This window comes from Alkaliphilus sp. B6464, assembly GCF_018141165.1.
In the GTDB taxonomy this organism is placed as follows: domain Bacteria; phylum Bacillota; class Clostridia; order Peptostreptococcales; family Natronincolaceae; genus Alkaliphilus_B.
In genome coordinates this window covers 3,107,991-3,129,109 of record NZ_CP058557.1, presented here as the reverse complement: position 1 = coordinate 3,129,109, position 21,119 = coordinate 3,107,991, and the positions used below count along the sequence as shown (strand labels likewise).

Sequence of the window (21,119 nt, the reverse complement as noted above, 5' to 3'; positions counted from 1 at the left end):
ATAAATACGTAGAAGAGTAGGAGGGAGCATTTTGGTACACTATGATATTGTAGTAATTGGTGGAGGTCCAGCAGGACTTGCGGCTGCTATAGAATCACGAAAAAACGGAGTGAAAAATATATTAGTAATAGAAAGAGATAGAGAATTAGGTGGAATACTGCAGCAATGTATTCACAATGGATTCGGACTTCAAATTTTTAAAGAGGAACTTACAGGGCCAGAGTATGCTGAAAGGTTTATTAAGGAGCTTATTAATATGGGTATTGAATATAAGCTAGATACAATGGTTCTTGAGGTTTCAGATAGCAAAATGATTACAGCTGTAAACCCAACTGATGGAATGCTTCATATACAAGCAAAGGCTATAATACTTGCAATGGGTTGCAGAGAAAGAACTAGAGGTGCTATTAGAATACCTGGAACTAGGCCAGCAGGAGTTTTAACAGCTGGAACAGCTCAAAGATTTGTTAATATTGAAGGACATATGATTGGAAAAAAAGTAGTTATTTTAGGTTCTGGAGATATTGGACTAATTATGGCAAGACGTATGACTCTTGAGGGGGCTGAGGTGCTAGCAGTTACAGAACTAATGCCATACTCAGGAGGATTAACAAGAAATATTGTTCAGTGTTTAGAGGATTTTGACATTCCACTTTACTTAAGTCACACAGTAATAAATGTTGAAGGACATGACAGAGTAGAAGCTGTAACTATCGCTCAGGTTGATGAAAGATTAAAACCAATAAAGGGAACAGAAAAAAGGTTCGAATGTGATACGCTGCTACTATCTGTAGGTCTAATTCCTGAAAACGAACTTTCAAAATCTGCAGGAATAAAGCTTGATAATGTAACATCAGGTCCAATCGTAAATGAATCTATGGAAACATCTGCTGAGGGAATTTTTGCCTGTGGTAATGTTGTTCATGTTCACGATTTAGTAGATTGGGTTACAAAGGAAAGTAAAAGAGCAGGTAAAAATGCTGCAAAATATGTTAAAGGACAATTAGAGAATAATTGCAAAAACATAAAAATCAAGGGAATAAATGGAGTACGATATGTTGTTCCTCATATAGTAAGACCAGATAATGTAGAACAAACAGTAGAGCTAATGATGCGTGTAGACAATATATATAAAAATGTAAAACTTGTTGTTAAAAGTAATGGTGAAGTAATAAAAGAAGTAAAAAGAAAACATGTGGCTCCTGGAGAGATGGAAAACATTAATTTAGACTTTAGCAAGTTTAATTTAGGTAATAGTGATGAAATTTCTATAGAAATTGTTAAGGAAGGAGAATAGTCATGGAAGCTAGAGATATGGTTTGTATTGTTTGTCCATTAGGGTGTAAGTTAAAGGTTATAAAGAATGAAGAAAGTCAAAATGGCTACACAGTTGAAGGAAATAAATGCTTTAGAGGTATGAACTATGGTATTACAGAAATGACAAATCCAACAAGAGTACTTACAACAACTGTTATTATATCTGGTTCTTCTATAAGAAGACTTCCTGTTAAAACATCAGGGCCAATTCCTAAACATCTGATAGAGGAAGCAATGAAAATAATTAATGAAATAGAGGTTAAAACACCAATTAAAGTAGGTCAGGTAATTATTAAGAATATTCTAGGGACAGGAGTAGACGTAATAGCGTCTAGAAGTATGTTTATAAATTCAGAAGAAGGTTATTTAAAAGACCATTTAGCTTAAGGCTAGGATCTTTTAGGTACTACAATAAAGGAGGTAGAGATATTGATAAGTGATTGGGAAGTTGCTTTAAGATTGATATTATCAGCTATAGCAGGAGGTGTTGTTGGTCTAGAAAGAGAGGCTAACAATCGTCCTGCTGGACTTAGAACCCATATATTAGTTACATTAGGCTCTACCCTAATTATGTTAATATCTATGTATGGTTTTCAGGGACTAGGTGCCAATAATAATGGTGGAGAGCCTGCTAGATTAGCTGCTCAAGTAGTTAGTGGAATCGGGTTTTTAGGGGCAGGAACCATTATGAGAACAGGAGGCAATATTAAAGGGTTAACTACTGCTGCAAGTATTTGGGTTTGTGGAGGTATAGGATTAGCTATAGGCAATGGTTATTATTTAGGGGGATTTGCAACTACAATAATAGTTTTGTTTACCCTAGGAAGTTTGGGTTTTATAGAAGAGAAAGTATTTAAAAGCCAATATAAATCATTAATCGTTCAGTGTAAAGAAAGATCTGGATTAATAGGTGATATAGGGCATATACTAGGCAAACATAACATTAATATTAAAGATATTAAGGTTAATAGCGAATATGATGATGAAGCATACGAAGAGTATGTAACAGAAATTAGATTTATGGTGAAGTTACCATCTAAACCTATAAGTCAAAGTTTTTTTAGTGAAATTTTAAATGTACATGGAGTAGAAGATGCAATATGGGAAGGAGACTTATCAACGGCATGTCTATCCTAAATTTTAGATATTTTTTATGGGATAGTGGTGCTTATAAACTCCTAGATACTGTAAAATTTATGATAATAGAATAATTAATTAAAAGCGTACATAGATAAACTTTATGTACGCTTTTTTATTTTGTATTTTTGTAATCTTGCAGGAAATAATTTGTATATATAGAATATATTATCTATATTTGTCTATTTCATGTTACTAATTATTTTTGAAATTAGTTAATGAGTATAAATAGTTCAGAGGGGAGAATAAAATTGAAATTATTCAAGAAATTATTTATGTTAGCTCAAGAGAAATATTATGAAAAAGAGAAATTAGTATCAACATTATTTATGTCGTATTCTTATAATGATGTGTCTAAGACCCATTCAATGATGCGTTTAGATGCTATTAAAAATGTAGTAATATATCTAAGTGGCATTGTAACTTTTTGGGGATATTTAATTTGGAAGGAATGGAGAATTACCTACCCTAGAGCTAGACCAAGCGACTGTAACAGTCTGTATCGCTTAATTTTATATATTGTTTATTTGATATAGTGATAGTGGCCTTTATGGACGTAGGTAATAATAAGCTACTTTTCCAAAATGAGGTGAGATAATAATGATTCCTATTTTATTTATTATTTGCTATACAAAAACTGGCAACTAATAAATTCTTCACTGAATGGAGTAATTGTCTTTGTTTCAGGTATAGAAACTTTAAAGGCTTCGCCCTAGGAGGTAATATGAATGGATAAAAATAAACAAATACTTTATTGTATTTTGGGAAGCGTGATATTAGCTTCATTAAATAGTAGTATATTTGCATATTCTAAACTGGGGATGTTTCCAGGAGGATATGGTACAAGTATATTTGGAGAAATCATAGTTTTACTAACTAATATACTATCATTGGCAGGATTTGTATTATTAGCAGTATTTTCTATCATATTGATTATTAAAAATATTAAGCTAAAAGGTAAATAAATTTACGGCACATAATTCTTAAAGAACTAAACCGCCCAAGGCGGTGGCAGAAGACTTTTCTAAGAGCTAAAAGATCAAAAGATAAATATATAAAAATAAAGTGTCATCTTATACCATGCATTTTATAAAAGTAGGTAAATAAGATAATATAGAAAGGTAGGTTAGTATGGATATAATAAAAATTCTTAAAGGAATAGCTTGTGGTGTTATTTATATATCATCGTTTTTTTGGACTATGGTTTTGACATTGACATATAGCAACTTTGATTTTTGGATTATCCTTTTAGTAGCTATTTTGACAAATATAATAATTGGTTTTTTAATGTCATCAAACACTCATCGAAATTCGTTTTATAAATGGTTGATTTCATTACCGGCAGGGACTATAACTTTTTTAATATATAGAGAAACAAATTTTATCTATTATTGGTTAAATAGAATACATCCAGAATATGGGAAATTATCAGCTGGGGGTAATTTTGCTATGTTTTTTTATATGATATTTTACCTATTAAGCTTCTTTATTTCAGTTATTATATCAGTCTGCATTACAGGTGAAAAAATAAAAAAATATAAAAAAATAGATTCCAGTAAGTTATAAAAATCTGCATTATATTTGTGTCACATCATCCTTTTTAATACACACTAGATGAGTTAAATGACATAAGTAAGGGGATGAATGATTAAATTGAATTGGCTAGGGATAACTTTAATTATAATTGGTATATTTTATCTGAAAGTAATAAAGGCTGGACAAAGGAACTAAATCTTATTAGTTGGAACGGACGAGAAGCTAAATTCGATATTAGAGAATGGGACCCAGAACATATAAAAATGGGTAAGGGAGTTACACTTAGTAGAGAAGAATTAAAGAAATTAAGAGATATATTGAATGAGATAGATTTATAATTATGAAGTTGAGGAGCGCTGATTGTGGATAATTCAAAAAGTATAACTTATGTATCTAATGCAGGTGTTTTAATCAATATTAATAATAAAAAGATATTAATAGATGGTTTGTGTAGTTCTAAAATACGAATCTATAAGAGCACACCTGTAGAAATTAGAGAAAAAATAATAAATGGTATTCCTCCTTTTGATAATATAGATATTATGCTAATAACTCATCAACATAGTGATCATTTTGATGCTAACTTAATATGTAGTTTTTTAGAAAAAAGTCCTAATACAGCTGTTATATCGACAAGCAAAGCTATTTCTAGAATAAGATACTGCATGTCTAATAATAGGTCTATTAATTTAGTTGAGTTAGACCCTTTATTTCACTGTAGTGAGAGAATTAATATAAATGGGGTAGAAATTCAAGCAATATCAATGATTCATGAGGGGGAAGATTGTGTAGATGTAAATAATCTAGCTTTTATTATAGAATATGGTGTAAAAATATTACATCTAGGCGATGCTGCTCCAGTTAAAGAAAATTTTGAATCACTTAATCTTAAACAACATAAAATAGATGCGTTAATCGTAAATTTCCCTTATGTAAGTATTCCTAGAGCTAGGGAAATCATTAAGAATTATACTGATACACAAAAAATATTAGTAGTACATCTACCTTATAAGGAATTGGATAAGTTTAACTGGATAAGAGTTGCAAAAAAAAGTTATGAACGTAATAAGGATAGTTTTATTCAAACTATATTTATGGAAGAGATAGGAATGACTATCAATTTGTAAAAATATATAAATAAATATATTGGTAGGGTATTTATTAATAGAATAGAGATTAGATGTGCTGAAAATAACTACAAGAGTAGAGCTATTCCTGAAAGATTAAGATTTACTGAAGAAGGGACTTTAAGAGAGACAGAATGGCTTTATGATCATTATGTAGCCAACCTCATAAGTCATTAAATTAAAAGATTTTTTTAGTCGTATTAAATGAAAATGTGTAAGGTGATATTTTTTTATTTTACTATTTCAGCCAATTTACGATAATTTTTTACAATATAGTAGTATGATAATATAGTAACATAATGTAAAGTATGATATTATAATTATAATAAGATATATATATACATATATATACAAAATACTTATAAATGGCAAACTTACTGAAAGGTAAGGACGCAAAGCCATGGGTCTAAGGAAAATTTTTTCTATGATTGCCAGGTTGCTAAGTTAAAAGCTATTACAAATAGATAGCCTAGCTTAGGTATGTCTATTTTTTTATATTTACTAAGTTTAGTTATAAAATAATTCAATAGGGGGCAAGGACATGCGCAAAAATGTACATATGGTTGGAGTAGGGACATATCATCCAACAAAAGAGGTAAGTAATGAATTTATTATTAACCATTTTAAAGAATATGGTAATGAAGATCATGTAGAAAACTTGCTTAACAAGTTAGGTAGAAAAACCAGAAAACAGACATTAGGAAATGAAAATAGTATCGATATGGGGGTTAAGGCTGCTGAAAAAGCTTTAACAGATGCAGGGCTTAATCCTGAGGATATTGACATGATCATATCAGCAACAGATACCCCTGAATATTTAATGCCTACATGTGCATTGATTATCAGAAATAAGTTAAAGGCTAAAAATGCATCTAGTGTGTTTGATATGAATAATAATTGTGTAGGCATGGTTAATGCAATGGATGTAGCAAGTCGATATTTAAAAACAGATGAAAAATATAAGAGAGTTCTAGTTGTTGGTTCTGTATTAGTTAGCCCTTTTGGACGGGAAGATGACATGGTGACATACTCTATCGTAGGAGATGGTGCTGCTGCAGTTATATTAGAAGTGAGGGAAGAGGAAGAAATAAGAGGTATACTAGGTTCTAGAATGTATACTGATGATGACTATAATAACACCATAAGATTTCCAGCTTGTGGTTTATTAAATATTTCGAAGGATAACTTGACTTCCTATCATAGGAAAATGGAATGGACGCCTTTTGATTTTAGCTTTCTTGCCGATAAATGGTCAGAACTAATAATCAAATTACTAGAAGAATATAATTACCAACCAAGAGATGTTTCTCATTATTTTATGTCACAATTTTCAAAGGAAGATATAAGAATTACCTTAGAAAAATTGGGAGCAGAAATGGGACAAGCTACTTTTGTTGCGGATAAATATGGTTATAATGGCAGTGCTAGTCCTATTATAGCATTAAATGATAGACTGAAAAAAGAAGCCTTTAAAAAAGATGAGATTATTATATTTTGCTCTGTTGCAGCAGGATATACTATGGAAGCTTTGCTCTATAAATGGTAGTAGAGCAAAGCGGCACTCAGAAAGGAGATATTATGTTAAATAATGCAAATACAATTGTCGATTATCAGAAAAAAACACTGAAGGTTGTATTAATTATTTATTCGATTAGTGGATTCATGGCTATGCTAGCTTTTTCTTTGATGAAATATCTTGGACTATATGATTCAATTCAATGGGGGTCTCTTGGTATATTTGGTATATTAATTACCATAGAAACTATTCTTTTTTTTATTCTGCATAAAAGAACAGTCGTTAATGAAAATTTTAACGAAAAAATCTTTAAGCAGTTAAAGGTATTGATATTTATATTAACTTTTGTGAATTATCTTTACTTGATATTTATGGTTCCGTCTAAGGAGCTTTGGATGAGTGTATTTTATTTTATTATATTAGGTGCTCTATTTTTAGATATTAAACTAAATATTGCCTTTATTGTTACTGGAATGCTATGTCAGGTTATAATATTTAAATTGTATCCAATTGCTTTACCGGGACAAGAAGTTTTTCTACAAGAGATGATTATGAGAATAATTGTGATTACTCTTACTTCATTTGGAATTTTCCTATTTACTTTTTTTGCTTCAAAACTACTAAGTGAAATTGAAAAGAATGAAGAAGATCTTAGAAATAATAATAAAAAAACACTACATATTCTTGAGAAAACCGCACATTTTGCCAATACTTTATTAGATGCAAGTGATATGGTATCATCTATTGCTGAAGAAGAAAGTAGTTCTATGCAAGAGATAGCGTATACTAGTCAACAGGTGTTACACTCAAATAATGAGATATTAGATAAATCTAGAGAAAATAATAACAGCCTTCAAAATTTATTAGAAGGAACCGAGATAGTTTCAAGTGAGTTGAAAAACACTGAAAATTCATCCTTGGCACTGATGGCCTTATCCAGTGAAAATGAAAAATCTTTAAATGAGGCACTAAAAATGATGGATAACACGAAAGAAAGCATCGCATTTACATTTGATGTGGCTAAAAAACTAAAAGACAAAGCTAAAAAAGTAGATGAAATTTTATTAATTATTGGTAATATTGCAGAGCAAACAAATCTGTTGGCATTAAATGCATCTATTGAAGCAGCAAGGGCCGGAGAATTAGGTAAAGGATTTGCAGTTGTTGCTAATGAAATTAGAAAACTAGCTGAAAATACGAAACAATCATTAGATGATGTTGTAGGGATTACAGATGAACTTAAGACCAACATTGTAGATATAGAGGATTTAATGACTAATAATAATGAACAAATCATCAATAGCGATAATGCTATTGATCACACAGTAGAGAATGTAAAGAGTATGATAGATGACTTAAAAAGCTTTACAAAGTCAATAGTTGATATTAATGCCATTATAAATAAACAGCTTGAAGAAACGAGAAATATTGTAGGATTTAATGAAAGAATATATGGTATAACAGAAAGTGCTATCAATGAATTCAATCACTTGAGTCAATCATTTAAACAAAGTGCTGCTATGAGCCAGGAACTATCAGCTAATGCTGAAAATTTAAATGGTATTGCATTACAAATGAATGAATTGATTAAATAAAAATATTTTAAAATACCACTTCTAGAAGGATCTAGGGGTGGTGTCTTTTTATTTGATTTACCAAGTTTCTTTAGTGGAAATTTGTACTTGTTAGAAAAAGGGTATAATATAATTAAGTAATATAAAACATCTAAGGAGGACTAATATGTTTGTAAAGAAGAAAGTTAGTTTAGTATTAATAATCTCTATGGTTATTCTATTACTATTTGGTTGTGCAGAAGCTGACCCAAATTCAATATTAGAAGGGGAAGAAGTATCTCCTAAAGTTGTTGATGGTGAAGAATCAGCAGGTTTAAAAGTTCACTTTATTGACGTTGGGCAGGGAAGTTCAGCTTTTATTGTTGGAGCAGATGGTAAAACAATGCTTTATGATGCAGGTGGAGATGATGAGAATTCGGGAAGAATTATTGTTGATTACATTAAAGATATCGGATACGAACATATTGATGTAGCCGTATTCACCCATCCCCATGCAGATCATATTAATGGAGCGCCTACGGTGTTTAAAGAATTAAAAGTAGGTTCAGTATATTACCCTAAAGCTACCCATACTACAAGAACCTTTGAGAACTTTGTAGAGGCAGTTAGCAGAGCAGGACTTAAGTTTAAAACTGCTAAAGCTGGAGTTGAGATACCCTTTGGAGAAACGACTGCTGTTTTGGTAGCTCCAATATCGGATAAATATGAAAACCTAAATGATTATAGCGCAACAGTTAAGCTTACATGGAAGGATACCTCTGTATTGTTAACTGGTGATGTAGAAAAAACATCTGAAAATGAGATGATAAATAGTGAGCAGGATTTAGATATAGATCTATTATTTGTGCCACATCATGGATCAAATTCTTCTACAACAGATGGGTTTTTAGATAAAACAACACCTGATTATGCAGTGATATCCTCTGGGAAGGATAACTCCTATGGACATCCTCATCGTGAAGTAATGGACCGTCTTAATAAAAGAAATATAAAAACCTATAATACAGCTGAAGCTGGTACTGTAATTGCTACATTAGATGGAGAAAAAATTGATATTAATACTGTTGGAAAGAGACAAGTAAATGATCAAGGGAGTAATAAAAATGGAAGTAGTAATAAAGTAGTAAATGATAAGATTGAGATGTTAGATGTAGAAGCATCAATTAGCGATACTAAGCCAAAGCAAAATTCTAGTGTAGTTTTAACTGCTAAAGTAACTTCAGATGGTAAGCCAGTTGAGGGTGCTAAAGTAAAAATACTAAACCATTATAAATCCAAAACAACTCCATATGAGGGAGTGACTGATAAAAATGGGGTAGCAGAAATATCATATGAAATTAGTAGAGCAAGTATTGACTTTGAGGTAAAGGTAGATGTTACAGCTGTAAAGAATAATTTAGAAACTAAAACTCAAGTATCGTTTACACCACAGTAAAAAGGGAGAGGGGAAAACTTATGATTATATTAGATAGATTTGAAGGGGATTATGCAGTTATTGAAGTAGATGGAGAAATGGTAGATATAGAAAGGTGTCTAGTAGATGAAAAAGTAAAAGAAGGAGATGTCTTAATTATAATAGATGGAATATACTATAGGGATGGCCAAGCTACAAAAGAGAGAAAGCAATACATACAAGATAAATTTAAGGATATGTGGGAAGATTAGTTTGCTATCTAAGACGAGGACACTCGCTCTTTTTTTAGGCTATAATTGAGGGTGATTTTTAATACAATAAAGCTAACCTCAACGGGTTATATTTATTTAATGAAAAGGAACTTCAGAGGGAGCTAAGAGAAAGGTTTGTCAATATAAGAAAACTATGATAGTATATAAGCCGACAAGGCGCTCCCTATAGTTTTTTGTAAATTTCAATTTCCTGATTACTATTCTTATGAAGGTGTAAAAATGAAATTGAAAATAATTTTTATATATTATAATTAACAATAAGGAATGGAGGAAATGAAATTATGACTGATTTGCCAAATTGTCCAAAATGTAATTCAGAATACACTTACGAAGATGGAAGTCTTTTGGTTTGTCCAGAATGTGGACATGAGTGGACTTTAGAATCAGGAAACGGAAATAGTGAAGATAAAAAGATTATCAAAGATGCAAATGGAAATGTATTAAATGATGGTGATTCTGTAACAGTAATCAAAGATCTTAAAGTAAAAGGAAGTTCATTAGTCGTAAAAATAGGTACAAAAGTAAAAAATATACGTTTAGTTGATGGAGATCATGATATTGATTGTAAAATTGACGGTTTTGGAGCTATGAAATTAAAATCTGAATTTGTTAAAAAGGCATAGATGCGGTCTTAATGCAGCAGAGCCGTGGTCATAAAAGAAATGAAACAATTGCAGTAGTGAGATAGGTGTATTATAGATCATTTCTACATGATATAATATATTTAACTAATTAGGATATAGGAGGAACAAAATGTTGAATATATACTTAGTACGTCATGGGGAGACAGAATGGAATATTGAGAGAAGGCTGCAGGGGTGGCAGGACTCTAACCTAACAGAAAAAGGTATAGAAGATGCAAATGCCTTACATGATCATCTGATTGATATTAAATTTGATGCAATATACTCTAGTCCTAGTAAACGAGCCTTTAAAACTGCTGAAATTATAGCTGGAGAAAGAAAACTAGAGATTATCGCTGACAATAACTTAAGAGAGATTTCTTTAGGAGATTGGGAAGGAAAAACTACTTTGGAGATTGAGAAGTTAGATCCAAATGAGTATTATAACTTTATGAAGGCTCCACATTTATATAATCGTAAAGACCTAGAGACATTCGTGCATGTACAAAATCGTGCATTAAAGACAATAAATAAAATAGTAGAAGAGAAAAAAACAGGAAATGTTTTATTAGTAACTCATGCAGTTACCTTAAAAACAATTATGACTTATTTTGGAAAACGGTCCTTAGAAAATCTATGGGATCCGCCATATGTTCAAAATACAAGTGTAAGTTTAATACAGATCGAAAATGATCAACCTAATATTCTTCTATATGGAGATACTAGTCATATTGCTGCTGCTTACTAAAACAAGAAGTAAATAAAGATAAAATAGAAAAAAAGATTATAATTATAAAATTAAGTTACTAATAGAGCCCAGTTGTTTGGGCTCTATTTAAATTTATTATACAAAAATAAGTAATATATAAAGGATACATTAGTAAAATATAGAATAGTAATATAAGCTAATATATTTTAAAGGGGAGAATAATATGAGTAATGGAATTGGAAAAGAATTTATGGAAAGAACAAAATACAAATACTTAGAAGAGTCTGACCAAGACAAAGGGTTGCCACAGCCACCTTTAGAACTAGAGTATGAGGCTAATTCAGTATTGATTGATTTACCTCCTGTAGAAACTATAAATATCAAAGGTATAGATTTAAGAAAAGCCATAGAATCAAGAAAAAGTCTAAGGAAATATTCCAACACTGCTTTAACTATAGAAGAACTTTCCTATCTACTATGGTCTACTCAAGGTGTAAAGCAAGTAGTATCAAGACCTGCAACAATAAGAACTGTACCATCAGCAGGGGCAAGACATGCAATTGAAACTTATCTACTAATAAACAAGGTAGATGGAGTAAAGCCAGGATTATATAGATATATAGCTCTTTCACATAAATTAATGGAAGTAAATTTAGATCCTGAAATAGATGGAAAGATAAGTAATAGCTGTTTACGTCAAGACTTTATCAAAAATAGCGCTGTAACTTTTATTTGGGCTGCCGATGCTTACAGAATGAAGTGGAGATATGGTGAAAGGGGTTACAGGTATTTACATTTAGATGCAGGCCATGTATGCCAAAATCTGTATTTATCAGCAGAAGCTATTGATAGCGGAGTATGCGCTATTGCCGCCTTTGATGATGATGAAATCAATAGTCTAATTGGCTTAGATGGTGAGAACAAGTTTGTCCTATATGTTGCAACATTGGGTAAAAATATATCTTAAACAAATAGCTAGAAATTTCATAGCTTGAACTTGAGTTAAATAATATAATTCCATATATTAACAAAAGGAGCTGAGAAAATGGACGTAAAAGCAAGAATACAAAAACTAAGAGAATTAATGGCTGAAAACGGAATTGATGCCTATATTGTGTCAAATTCAGATCCTCATCAGAGTGAATATATGGCAGAGCATTGGAAGGTTAGAAGTTGGATTTCAGGCTTCACTGGTTCTAACGGTACTGTAGTTGTAACTAAAGATGACGCAGGGTTGTGGACTGATGGTAGATATTATATACAAGCTGAAAAACAGTTATCTGGATCAGGTATAAGACTTTTTAAAGCGGCTGAGCCTAATGTACCAAGTTATGTAGAATGGATTTCAGATACTTTAAAAGAAGGTAGTTATGTAGGGTTTGATGGATGGGTTTTTAGTACCAATATAGCAAAGGAAATGGAAAAAAACTTTAAACAAAAAGGAATGGAGATTAATAAAGATATAAATCTATTAGACCATATTTGGGAAGATAGACCTAAAGTTTCTACAAAACCAGCTTTTAATCATGATGGAAAGTTTGCTGGTAAGACTACTTTAGAAAAGCTAACAGAAGTAAGAAGAGAAATGAAAAAGAAGAGCGTAGATTACTATTTAATTAGTAGTCTTGATGACATAGCCTGGTTATTTAATATTAGAGGAAGTGATGTTAGAAATAATCCTGTTGTTGCTTCCTATGCTCTTATATCTATGGAATATGCTTATCTGTTTATAGATACAAAAAAAGCACCTCAAGAAGTACAGAAATCTTTAGAAGATAATAAAGTAGAAGTTAAGGATTACGAAAATATATTGCTAGAACTAAGAAAGCTAGATAATAATAAACGAATATTGTTAGACCCTAATAGAACTAGTATAAAAGTATATTGTGCAATTCCTTCTAACTGTGTAAAGATAGAAGAAACAGATATTACTACAAATCTAAAGGCTTTAAAAAATGATATAGAAATTGAAAGTTTGAAAAGGTGTCAGGTTAGAGATGGAGTTGCTATGGTTAAATTTCTATATTGGCTATACAGTAATATTGGAAAAGAGAGAATCACAGAAACATCATCTACTGAGAAACTTGAAGGCTTTAGAAGAGAGCAGGAGTATTTTGTAGAACCAAGCTTTAATACTATAGCAGCATATAAGGATCATGCAGCTATGATGCATTATAATGCTTATGAAAATGAAAAATGTGAGCTTAAGGCTGAAGGACTATTTTTAGTTGACTCAGGTGGACAATACTTTGATGGAACTACTGATATAACTAGGACTATGGTTTTAGGTTCAATAAGTAAAGAGGAAAAAGAAGACTTTACTTTAGTATTAAAGGCTCATATAGCACTTTGCAAAGCTAAATTTCTATATGGAGCTACAGGATCTAATTTAGATATTTTAGCTAGACAGCCACTATGGGAAAGAGGAATTGACTATAAGTGCGGGACAGGACATGGTGTAGGATTTTTCCTTAATGTACATGAAGGACCACAACGCTTCCATCAAATACAAAATAATGCTCGATTAGAAAAGGGAATGATAATAACCAATGAGCCCGGTATATATAGGGAAGATAAGCATGGTATAAGAACAGAAAATACTCTTTTAGTAGTTGAAGATGAACTAACTGAATTTGGACAGTTTATGAAGTTCGAAGTTATATCATTGTGTCCAATTGATTTAGAAGGAATCGATACTAATTTACTTACGGAAAAAGAAATTGAGTGGCTTAATGAATATCATAAAAATGTATATACAACAGTATCGCCATATTTAAATCAACAAGAAGACGCTTGGTTGAAAAATGCGACAAGGGAATTATAAATTATATAATGTAGTACCTTAAAAACAAAACTCTCTTTAAAAATATAAAGAGAGTTTTGTTTTTAAATAAAAATTATTTTTTATTTAATTCTATTTGTACTTTTTCTCCACTTTCAAACTTAAACATCATATCAAATTCTGTCAAATCATCTCTTTTAATTTTTAGGGCAGATAAAATTTCGTCTATTATTTTAGTTGTATCAGATATGGATGCTCCAGGTATTTTACTTATTAATTCCTCAATCTGCCGGGAAGCCTCTTCGTGTTCTGTTTTTTCTACTTTTCCATTGATTCTAGTTTCTACTTTGCTTTCTCTATTAGAAGGACCTTTTTTGTATTTCATATCTATTTTATCATTATTTGTTAACTCTATATCTAAATTAAATTCATTAATTTGACTTAGTGTAAATCCTACTGTAGAATCTGGAGTAGTAGGTATAGGTCGGTTTGGCATTACATTATCTCTTGTTCTATTATCATTAACTACAGCGTCATTTTCCACTCTTTGTTGAGGTGTATTTGTATTGTTTTGTACATTTTGGGGAGAAGTATTATTCTCCGGAGTTGGTCGCTTGGCAGTATTGCAACCCGTAATAGTTAATGAAAATATTAGCAATACCGAAAGTATAAATGGTGCTTTTTTTGTTTTCAATTTCATATGCCTCCTAGTAATTTTTTTGTTCCATAAGCTATAGTAATTAATTAAGGTTATAACAAAGGCTTTTAAAGTAGTGAGTCTTAATCATTTTATCTTTAACTTTCTAAATATATTATTTGACAGTAGAACATAATATATGTACCTACAATAAAGATAGAATTTTTAAGAATATAGAAGGAATGGCAGTAGAAAACATAGGACATATTAAGTATAATTTTGAAAGGAAAAATATTATGAAATTAAAAAGACAATTTTACAATAGACCGACACTTGATGTTGCTAAAGATTTATTGGGCAAAAATCTTGTGCATTATAGTAATGGTGAAATATTGATGGGAAAAATTGTTGAAGTAGAGGCTTACATCGGAGCTATTGATAAGGCCGCTCATAGTTATAATAACAAAATAACCGAGAGAACTAAGGTTATGTTTGGACCGCCGGGACATGCCTATGTTTATTTAATTTATGGCATGTACAATTGCATGAATGTGGTTACCCAAATGGAAGGAGAAGCGGCGGCAGTTTTAGTTAGGGCAGTAGAGCCTATAGAAGGCATAAATATAATGGCTCATAATAGATATGGTAAGTCTACAGAGGAGTTAACTAAAAAACAAATAATAAATTTAACAAGTGGACCTGGTAAGCTATGTATGGCAATGGGTATTACAAAGCTTAATAACAGCATGGATCTTTGTGGTGATATTTTATGGATTGAAGATAGTAATGAAGATAATGTATTTGAAGTTGTAACAACTACAAGAATAAATATAGATTATGCAGAGGAAGCTATAGATTTTCCATGGAGATTCTATATTAAAGATAATCCTTTTATATCGAAAAAATAGATATTTCAAGAAAAACTTATACTAGCTAATACAATTAAAACTTTGTATAAATATGTTGTAGCTTCGTATAGAAAAAATGTATCTTTAGACAAAAAAATTGTAACTTCGTATAAAAAATAGTACAATATGTACTAATGGTGTAAATAATATACTGGGATAATTAAATCCTTTTAATAACAAAGAAATGGGGGAATCGCATATGAATTATTCAGAAGTTTTAGACAGAGCTAGGGAGCTTGTACATGAAAAATGTAAGGTATGTAAAGAGTGTAATGGTGTGGTATGTAAAGGTCAGGTGCCAGGAGTAGGCGGTAAGGGGTCTGGATCAGGTTTTATTAGAAACTGGCAAAAAATAAATGATGTTAAGATTAATTTAGATACAATTGTAGTACAAAAAGAAATAGATACATCAGTTGAATTATTTGGAATGAAGTTTAAGTACCCAGTGTTTGCGGCACCAATAGGAGCTGTTGGACTTAACTATAGTCCAGCTCTAGACGATTTTGAATATACTCAGGCTATTATAGGTGGGTGTAAGGAAGCAGAAGTACTTGGCTTTACTGGTGATGGTGTAAAAGATGAATTTTATGATTTGCCACTTCAAGTAGTTAAAGATAATGATGGACATGGTATTCCTACTATTAAACCTTGGAAAAAAGAAGAAATAATTGCAAAGATTAAAAAGGCCGAAGATAACGGAGCACCAGCAGTGGCAATGGATATTGATGCAGCTGGTTTAGTTACTTTAGCTCTACTTGGAAAGCCAGTAGGCACAAAGTCAGTTGAAGAACTAAAAGAAATAATTGCATCAACAAAGCTACCTGTAATTTTAAAAGGTGTTATGACAGTAGAAGGAGCTAAAAAAGCTTTAGAGGCTGGTGCTTATGGTATTGTTGTTTCTAACCATGGTGGTAGAGTTTTAGATCATACTCCAGCTACAATTGAAGTTTTGCCAGCAATTGCTGAAGCTGTACAAGGAAAGATGAAAATTCTTATTGATGGAGGCTTTAGAACTGGATTAGATATTTTTAAGGCTTTAGCATTAGGTGCAGATGCAGTACTTATTGGAAGACCTTATGCAGTGGCTGCCTATGGTGGTGGAGCGGAAGGTGTAAAAGTTTATACAGAAAAATTAGGTAATGAGCTAAAGGAAACAATGATTATGGCAGGATGTCATGAATTAAAAGATATTAATAGAGATAAAGTATCTATAGGATAATATATTCTATAACTAACATAAATCGAAATAATAGTAAGTGCTAGGGGATAGTCTCTAGCACTTACTTTATAATCTAGAAAAATATACTTTTCCAGATTATAAAATCTTTATATTTTCTTCATAGTTATTTACTATTTCTTTACTATTTTTGTCGGATTTTCATGTATAATGTAATTAAATGCATATAATATACTGCAATGACTGGAGTGATACAATTGAAAAAAATTCGAAAAGTTTTACTGGTTGGAATAGTTCTACTGGTATTTATGGTTGCTGTGCCATCTATGGTAGGTATTGCTCAGTCATTTCTTAGTAATAATGATGTAGATGAACAAGTGCGGGATATGAGTAGCGAAGATTTAGGTGAAATATCTGAGGATAATAAAAATGAAGAAGTAGAAGAAGTCAGTAATGATACTGTTATAGATAATGATGCATTAGAGGGAAATGAAGAAATACAGGATGATATAAAACCAGAAAATAATTTAGAAGATGTAAAACCAGATCCTTCTAAGAAAGTATTTCTTACATTTGACGATGGACCATCAACTTTAACACCAGAAATACTAGAAATATTAGCTGAAAATGAAATTAAGGCAACATTTTTTACAATTGGAAAATCAGTAGAAAAAAATCCTACTTGGGTAAAACAGGCTTATGATGAAGGACATATGGTTCTACCGCACACATATAGCCATGACTATGCTATCTATACTACATTTGAAACCTATTATAATGATTTAGGATTAGCTAAAAAAGCTATCGAAGATGTATTGGATATTGAAGTTCCATATATTTTTCGCTTTCCTGGAGGTTCTTCTAACCATAGTTCATTTAAATATGGTGGGGAACAATATATGCCTAAACTAACTGTAGATGTGAAGGAAAAGGGATATTACTATATTGATTGGAATGTCTCTTCTGGAGATGCAAGTTCTGATTATGATAAAAAAGATAAGATTATAAGCAATGTCCTTGATGGAGCAAAGAATAAAGATCTTGTTGTTGCTTTATTTCATGATACATCTCGTAACACAAAGATGGCAGAAGTATTACCGGAGATTATATTGGAACTTAAAAATCAAGGGTACACATTTAGAACATTTAGAGATATTACTCAGGATGAGTTAGATGCTATGGTTAAGCTTAAATTAGCAAACAAACCTATTATTAGATAATTAATAAGAACTATGTTAATAATTGGTCTAATTGCGAAGTATAGGATAATATTTTATTAAAATATACTTGTATAAACATTGAAATTTAAATTAGTGCTAGGGGCATCTCCCTAGCGCTTTTTTTTATATACATTCAATAATTACCAAAAGTTACATCATCCCTAGGCAATTTTTTATGATAAAATTTGTAACAGTAGAGCTGAAAGGGTGATATATATGAAAAGCATACTAGAAAAATACAAAATACTGTTGATTAGCAGTGGTATATTGTTAAGTATTATAGTTTTATTTTCTACAATTAATTCTAATTTTTCAAAAGAAAATTTAACTAAGAATTCAAGAGAAGCAGAAATATCTTCTATAGCTGAAGTCATGGAAAACGATGAAGATGAGGTTGAAGCTGAAGAAAAAAATATAGCTGAAGTAACAGATGAGGAAGTACCGATAGTAATAGAAGATAATAATGAGGCAAATGATAAAAAAGAAAATGACATAAAAACTTTTACTAATATTAAGGACAATAGTACATCTTCATCCCCTATTACCGGAGAAAAATATACGGTTAAAAAAGGTGATACTTTATTTCTAATTGCTCAAAGAGCTAATGTATCTGCAAATCATTTAAAGCAGCTAAACAATTTATCTTCTGATATGATTTATGAAAATCAGACACTAAAAATAAAAGGCTCTGTAAATAATTCTTCAAGTCAAGTAGCTAGTAGAGGTAGTGATAGAAGTGAAGATCTGTATTGGTTAAGTAGAGTTATTCATGCTGAGGCCCAAGGAGAATCCTATGAAGGTAAGGTTGCTGTAGGGAACGTAATTATGAATAGGGTTAATAGTGGAAAATTTCCAAATACTATAAAGGGTGTTGTTTTTGATAAGCAAGATGGTTATACTCAATTTTCACCGGTTCTAGATGGGTCAATCTATAATACACCTAATGCAGAAAGTATTAAGGCTGCTACAGATGTATTAAATGGTGCAAGACCTGTTGGAAATGCATTGTATTTTTTAAATCCAAGGAAATCGACTAACTTTTGGATTATACAAAATAGACAATATATAAAAACCATAGGTTTACATGACTTTTATTATTAGGAAAATGCTTAAGCATTTTCCTAATTTTTTTTGTATAATTATAGTAATCTATTAATTTAAAATTAAATATAAATCTAAGGCACTATTATCTAAATATTGAATAAAATAAAAGTAATTTAGTAATGTTTCTTAGGCGATTTACAAGTTATAAAAACAGGGGGGTGGCAAGACAATGAGTTTAACTGTTGGTATTGTAGGTGGAACAGGCGCGGTAGGCAAGAAGATGATTGAAGTACTTGGAGAGAGAAGTTTAACAATAGATAAACTAAGAATTTTTGCTTCAGAAAAATCTTTGGGACAAAAAATAATATTCAATAACAAGGAAGTAACAGTTGAGTTGTTAACAGAAGAGGCTATGAAGGAGACCTTTGATTATTTACTATTTGCTGCTGGAGGAGCTATATCTGCAAAATTTGCACCTATTGCAGCCGCTGCTGGGAATATTGTAATAGATAACTCATCTTATTGGAGGATGACAGAGGGGATACCTTTGGTTGTGCCAGAAGTTAATGGTGATGTTTTAAGGGGATATAGAGGAATTATAGCCAATCCAAATTGCTCTACAACCCAAATGGTAATGGTACTTGCTCCACTTCACAAGAAGTATGGTATTAAACGAGTTGTAGTATCTACTTATCAGGCTGTATCGGGCAGTGGGTATAAAGCAATTGAAGAACTTGAAAAACAACTAGTAGATGAGAGCTATCCAAATAAAGTATACCCAAGAAAAATCGCTGCCAATTGCATTCCACATATAGATGTATTTAATGAAAATGGGTTTACAAAAGAGGAGCTTAAAATGATTTATGAAACTCATAAAATTTTAAGAGATGATACAATAGAAGTTAATCCGACGGCTGTAAGGATTCCAGTATTTTACGGCCATAGCGAGTCTATATACCTAGAGCTTAATAAAGAACCAGATATAAATGAAGTACGACAAATATTAGAAGAAGCTGAAGGCGTAGTTTTAAATGATAATCCTGATGAAAACAAATACCCTACTCCACTTGAGGCCGAAAATAGCGACTGCACATATGTGGGTCGAATTCGTAAGGATTTATTTAATTCAAAAGGATTATCCCTATGGGTGGTTGCAGATAACCTTAGAAAAGGAGCTGCTACTAATGCAATTCAAATTATAGAAACTATTGAAAATTTTAAATAAGGGGGCAATATTTATATGTTTAATGGTGCGGGAGTTGCGATTGTAACACCTTTCAATGAGGGTAAAATTGATTTTGAAGCTTTTGAAAAATTAATTGATTTTCAAATAGAAAATAATACTCAAGCCTTAATTGTACTAGGTACAACTGGAGAGGCATCTACACAAACCTATGAAGAAAGAGAAAAGCTTATTAGTACAGCCATTGAAAGGGCAGGAGGCAAAATTCCAGTTATAGTGGGTACTGGTTCAAATTCAACTCAAGTAGCTATAGAAAATACTAAACAAGCCGAAACCTTAGGGGCAGATGGCATACTGCTTGTTACTCCATATTACAATAAATGTACTCAAAAAGGTCTAATCGAACATTTTACCACAGTAGCTAATGTTACATCGCTACCAGTAATTTTATATAACGTTCCTTCGAGAACAGGTGTAAATATTGCACCGGAAACTGTATTAGCAATGAGCAAGGTTAAAAATGTAGTAGCAGTAAAAGAGGCTAGTGGGAATATTTCTCAAATATTAGAAATTAAAAGATTGGTTCCTAAAGATTTTAAAATTTATTCTGGAAATGACGATCAAGTAGTGCCTATTTTTGCCTGTGGAGGTCATGGAGTTATTTCTGTGTCATCTAATGCTATCCCTAGAGAAATGCAACATATGTGCCAGGCATTTATGGATGGAAATGTAGAAGAAGCTTTAAGAATACAACTTTTATACAAAAAATTTATAGATCTTTTATTCTGTGAAGTAAATCCAATTCCCATAAAGGCAGCTTTAAATGCTATGGGATATATTAAAAATGAGCTAAGACTTCCATTAACATCTATGGAGGAATCTAATAGAATTAAGCTAGTAGACGAGATGAAAAAATTAGGTATTATTTAAGGAGGCTTATCTA

23 protein-coding genes and 1 riboswitch are annotated in these 21,119 nt (G+C 31.3%); of the genes, 22 read left to right on the top strand and 1 reads right to left on the bottom strand.

Annotated features, from left to right (window positions below; translation table 11 throughout):
- Positions 1 to 31: 31 nt before the first annotated feature.
- From HYG84_RS15900 to HYG84_RS15825, 16 genes are all read left to right on the top strand, one after another.
- Positions 32 to 1,297: an NAD(P)/FAD-dependent oxidoreductase gene (locus HYG84_RS15900; RefSeq protein ID WP_212378943.1), complete on the top strand. Its 1,266-nt coding sequence runs from the start codon at positions 32 to 34 to the stop codon at positions 1,295 to 1,297.
- A 2-nt stretch (positions 1,298 to 1,299) separates the two neighbouring features.
- Positions 1,300 to 1,704, top strand: a complete 405-nt coding sequence (locus tag HYG84_RS15895) for a DUF1667 domain-containing protein (protein ID WP_212378941.1) — start codon at positions 1,300 to 1,302, stop codon at positions 1,702 to 1,704.
- Between the two features lie 42 nt (positions 1,705 to 1,746).
- Positions 1,747 to 2,454 (top strand): MgtC/SapB family protein, encoded by a 708-nt coding sequence (locus HYG84_RS15890; RefSeq protein ID WP_212378939.1) that lies wholly within the window; start codon positions 1,747 to 1,749, stop codon positions 2,452 to 2,454.
- Positions 2,455 to 2,705: 251 nt separating this feature from the next.
- Positions 2,706 to 2,990, top strand: coding sequence for a hypothetical protein (locus tag HYG84_RS15885; RefSeq protein WP_212378937.1), 285 nt, complete (start codon positions 2,706 to 2,708; stop codon positions 2,988 to 2,990).
- 192 nt (positions 2,991 to 3,182) lie between these two features.
- Positions 3,183 to 3,419 (top strand): hypothetical protein, encoded by a 237-nt coding sequence (locus tag HYG84_RS15880; RefSeq protein WP_212378935.1) that lies wholly within the window; start codon positions 3,183 to 3,185, stop codon positions 3,417 to 3,419.
- 166 nt (positions 3,420 to 3,585) lie between these two features.
- A complete protein-coding gene (locus HYG84_RS15875; RefSeq protein WP_212378933.1) occupies positions 3,586 to 4,020 on the top strand; it encodes a hypothetical protein in 435 nt (144 codons plus the stop codon).
- A gap of 92 nt (positions 4,021 to 4,112) precedes the next feature.
- On the top strand, positions 4,113 to 4,328 hold the full coding sequence (locus tag HYG84_RS15870; protein ID WP_249168652.1) for a YdbC family protein: 216 nt from the start codon (positions 4,113 to 4,115) through the stop codon (positions 4,326 to 4,328).
- 24 nt (positions 4,329 to 4,352) lie between these two features.
- Entirely contained in the window at positions 4,353 to 5,117 is a 765-nt protein-coding gene (locus HYG84_RS15865; RefSeq protein ID WP_212378931.1) for an MBL fold metallo-hydrolase, read from the top strand.
- 357 nt (positions 5,118 to 5,474) lie between these two features.
- Positions 5,475 to 5,561: riboswitch (cyclic di-GMP riboswitch) on the top strand.
- Positions 5,562 to 5,658: 97 nt separating this feature from the next.
- Positions 5,659 to 6,663 carry a ketoacyl-ACP synthase III gene (locus HYG84_RS15860; RefSeq protein WP_212378928.1) on the top strand — a complete coding sequence of 335 codons (1,005 nt, stop codon included), beginning with the start codon at positions 5,659 to 5,661 and terminating at the stop codon, positions 6,661 to 6,663.
- Positions 6,657 to 8,228, top strand: a complete 1,572-nt coding sequence (locus HYG84_RS15855) for a methyl-accepting chemotaxis protein (protein ID WP_212378926.1) — start codon at positions 6,657 to 6,659, stop codon at positions 8,226 to 8,228. The genes HYG84_RS15860 and HYG84_RS15855 overlap by 7 nt, the downstream gene beginning before the upstream one ends.
- Positions 8,229 to 8,373: 145 nt before the next feature.
- Positions 8,374 to 9,642, top strand: a complete 1,269-nt coding sequence (locus HYG84_RS15850; RefSeq protein ID WP_212378924.1) for a ComEC/Rec2 family competence protein — start codon at positions 8,374 to 8,376, stop codon at positions 9,640 to 9,642.
- Between the two features lie 20 nt (positions 9,643 to 9,662).
- Positions 9,663 to 9,872 (top strand): DUF3006 domain-containing protein, encoded by a 210-nt coding sequence (locus HYG84_RS15845; RefSeq protein WP_212378922.1) that lies wholly within the window; start codon positions 9,663 to 9,665, stop codon positions 9,870 to 9,872.
- A gap of 302 nt (positions 9,873 to 10,174) precedes the next feature.
- Positions 10,175 to 10,516: a zinc ribbon domain-containing protein YjdM gene (locus tag HYG84_RS15840; RefSeq protein ID WP_212378920.1), complete on the top strand. Its 342-nt coding sequence runs from the start codon at positions 10,175 to 10,177 to the stop codon at positions 10,514 to 10,516.
- A gap of 130 nt (positions 10,517 to 10,646) precedes the next feature.
- A complete protein-coding gene (locus tag HYG84_RS15835) occupies positions 10,647 to 11,264 on the top strand; it encodes a histidine phosphatase family protein (protein WP_212378918.1) in 618 nt (205 codons plus the stop codon).
- Positions 11,265 to 11,448: 184 nt separating this feature from the next.
- Entirely contained in the window at positions 11,449 to 12,192 is a 744-nt protein-coding gene (locus HYG84_RS15830; RefSeq protein ID WP_212378916.1) for a SagB/ThcOx family dehydrogenase, read from the top strand.
- Between the two features lie 78 nt (positions 12,193 to 12,270).
- The gene (locus HYG84_RS15825; protein ID WP_212378914.1) at positions 12,271 to 14,049 is read left to right on the top strand and encodes an aminopeptidase P family protein; all 1,779 of its coding nucleotides are present in this window, start codon (positions 12,271 to 12,273) and stop codon (positions 14,047 to 14,049) included.
- A 73-nt stretch (positions 14,050 to 14,122) separates the two neighbouring features.
- On the opposite strand, the gene HYG84_RS15820 is transcribed toward HYG84_RS15825, so the two are convergent.
- On the bottom strand, positions 14,123 to 14,701 hold the full coding sequence (locus HYG84_RS15820) for a YusW family protein (RefSeq protein ID WP_212378912.1): 579 nt from the start codon (positions 14,699 to 14,701) through the stop codon (positions 14,123 to 14,125).
- 185 nt (positions 14,702 to 14,886) lie between these two features.
- Here HYG84_RS15820 and HYG84_RS15815 point away from each other — a divergent pair, with 185 nt between their 5' ends.
- The 6 genes from HYG84_RS15815 to dapA all read left to right on the top strand — a co-directional run bounded on the left by HYG84_RS15815 (position 14,887) and on the right by dapA (position 21,106).
- Positions 14,887 to 15,552: a DNA-3-methyladenine glycosylase gene (locus HYG84_RS15815; RefSeq protein WP_330655503.1), complete on the top strand. Its 666-nt coding sequence runs from the start codon at positions 14,887 to 14,889 to the stop codon at positions 15,550 to 15,552.
- Between the two features lie 199 nt (positions 15,553 to 15,751).
- A complete protein-coding gene (locus HYG84_RS15810) occupies positions 15,752 to 16,771 on the top strand; it encodes an alpha-hydroxy-acid oxidizing protein (protein ID WP_212378909.1) in 1,020 nt (339 codons plus the stop codon).
- Between the two features lie 215 nt (positions 16,772 to 16,986).
- Positions 16,987 to 17,949, top strand: a complete 963-nt coding sequence (locus tag HYG84_RS15805) for a polysaccharide deacetylase family protein (protein WP_212378908.1) — start codon at positions 16,987 to 16,989, stop codon at positions 17,947 to 17,949.
- A gap of 216 nt (positions 17,950 to 18,165) precedes the next feature.
- On the top strand, positions 18,166 to 19,050 hold the full coding sequence (locus HYG84_RS15800; protein ID WP_212378906.1) for a cell wall hydrolase: 885 nt from the start codon (positions 18,166 to 18,168) through the stop codon (positions 19,048 to 19,050).
- 172 nt (positions 19,051 to 19,222) lie between these two features.
- The gene (locus HYG84_RS15795; protein WP_212378904.1) at positions 19,223 to 20,218 is read left to right on the top strand and encodes an aspartate-semialdehyde dehydrogenase; all 996 of its coding nucleotides are present in this window, start codon (positions 19,223 to 19,225) and stop codon (positions 20,216 to 20,218) included.
- Positions 20,219 to 20,233: 15 nt separating this feature from the next.
- Positions 20,234 to 21,106: a 4-hydroxy-tetrahydrodipicolinate synthase gene (dapA, locus tag HYG84_RS15790; protein ID WP_212378902.1), complete on the top strand. Its 873-nt coding sequence runs from the start codon at positions 20,234 to 20,236 to the stop codon at positions 21,104 to 21,106.
- Positions 21,107 to 21,119 lie beyond the last annotated feature (13 nt).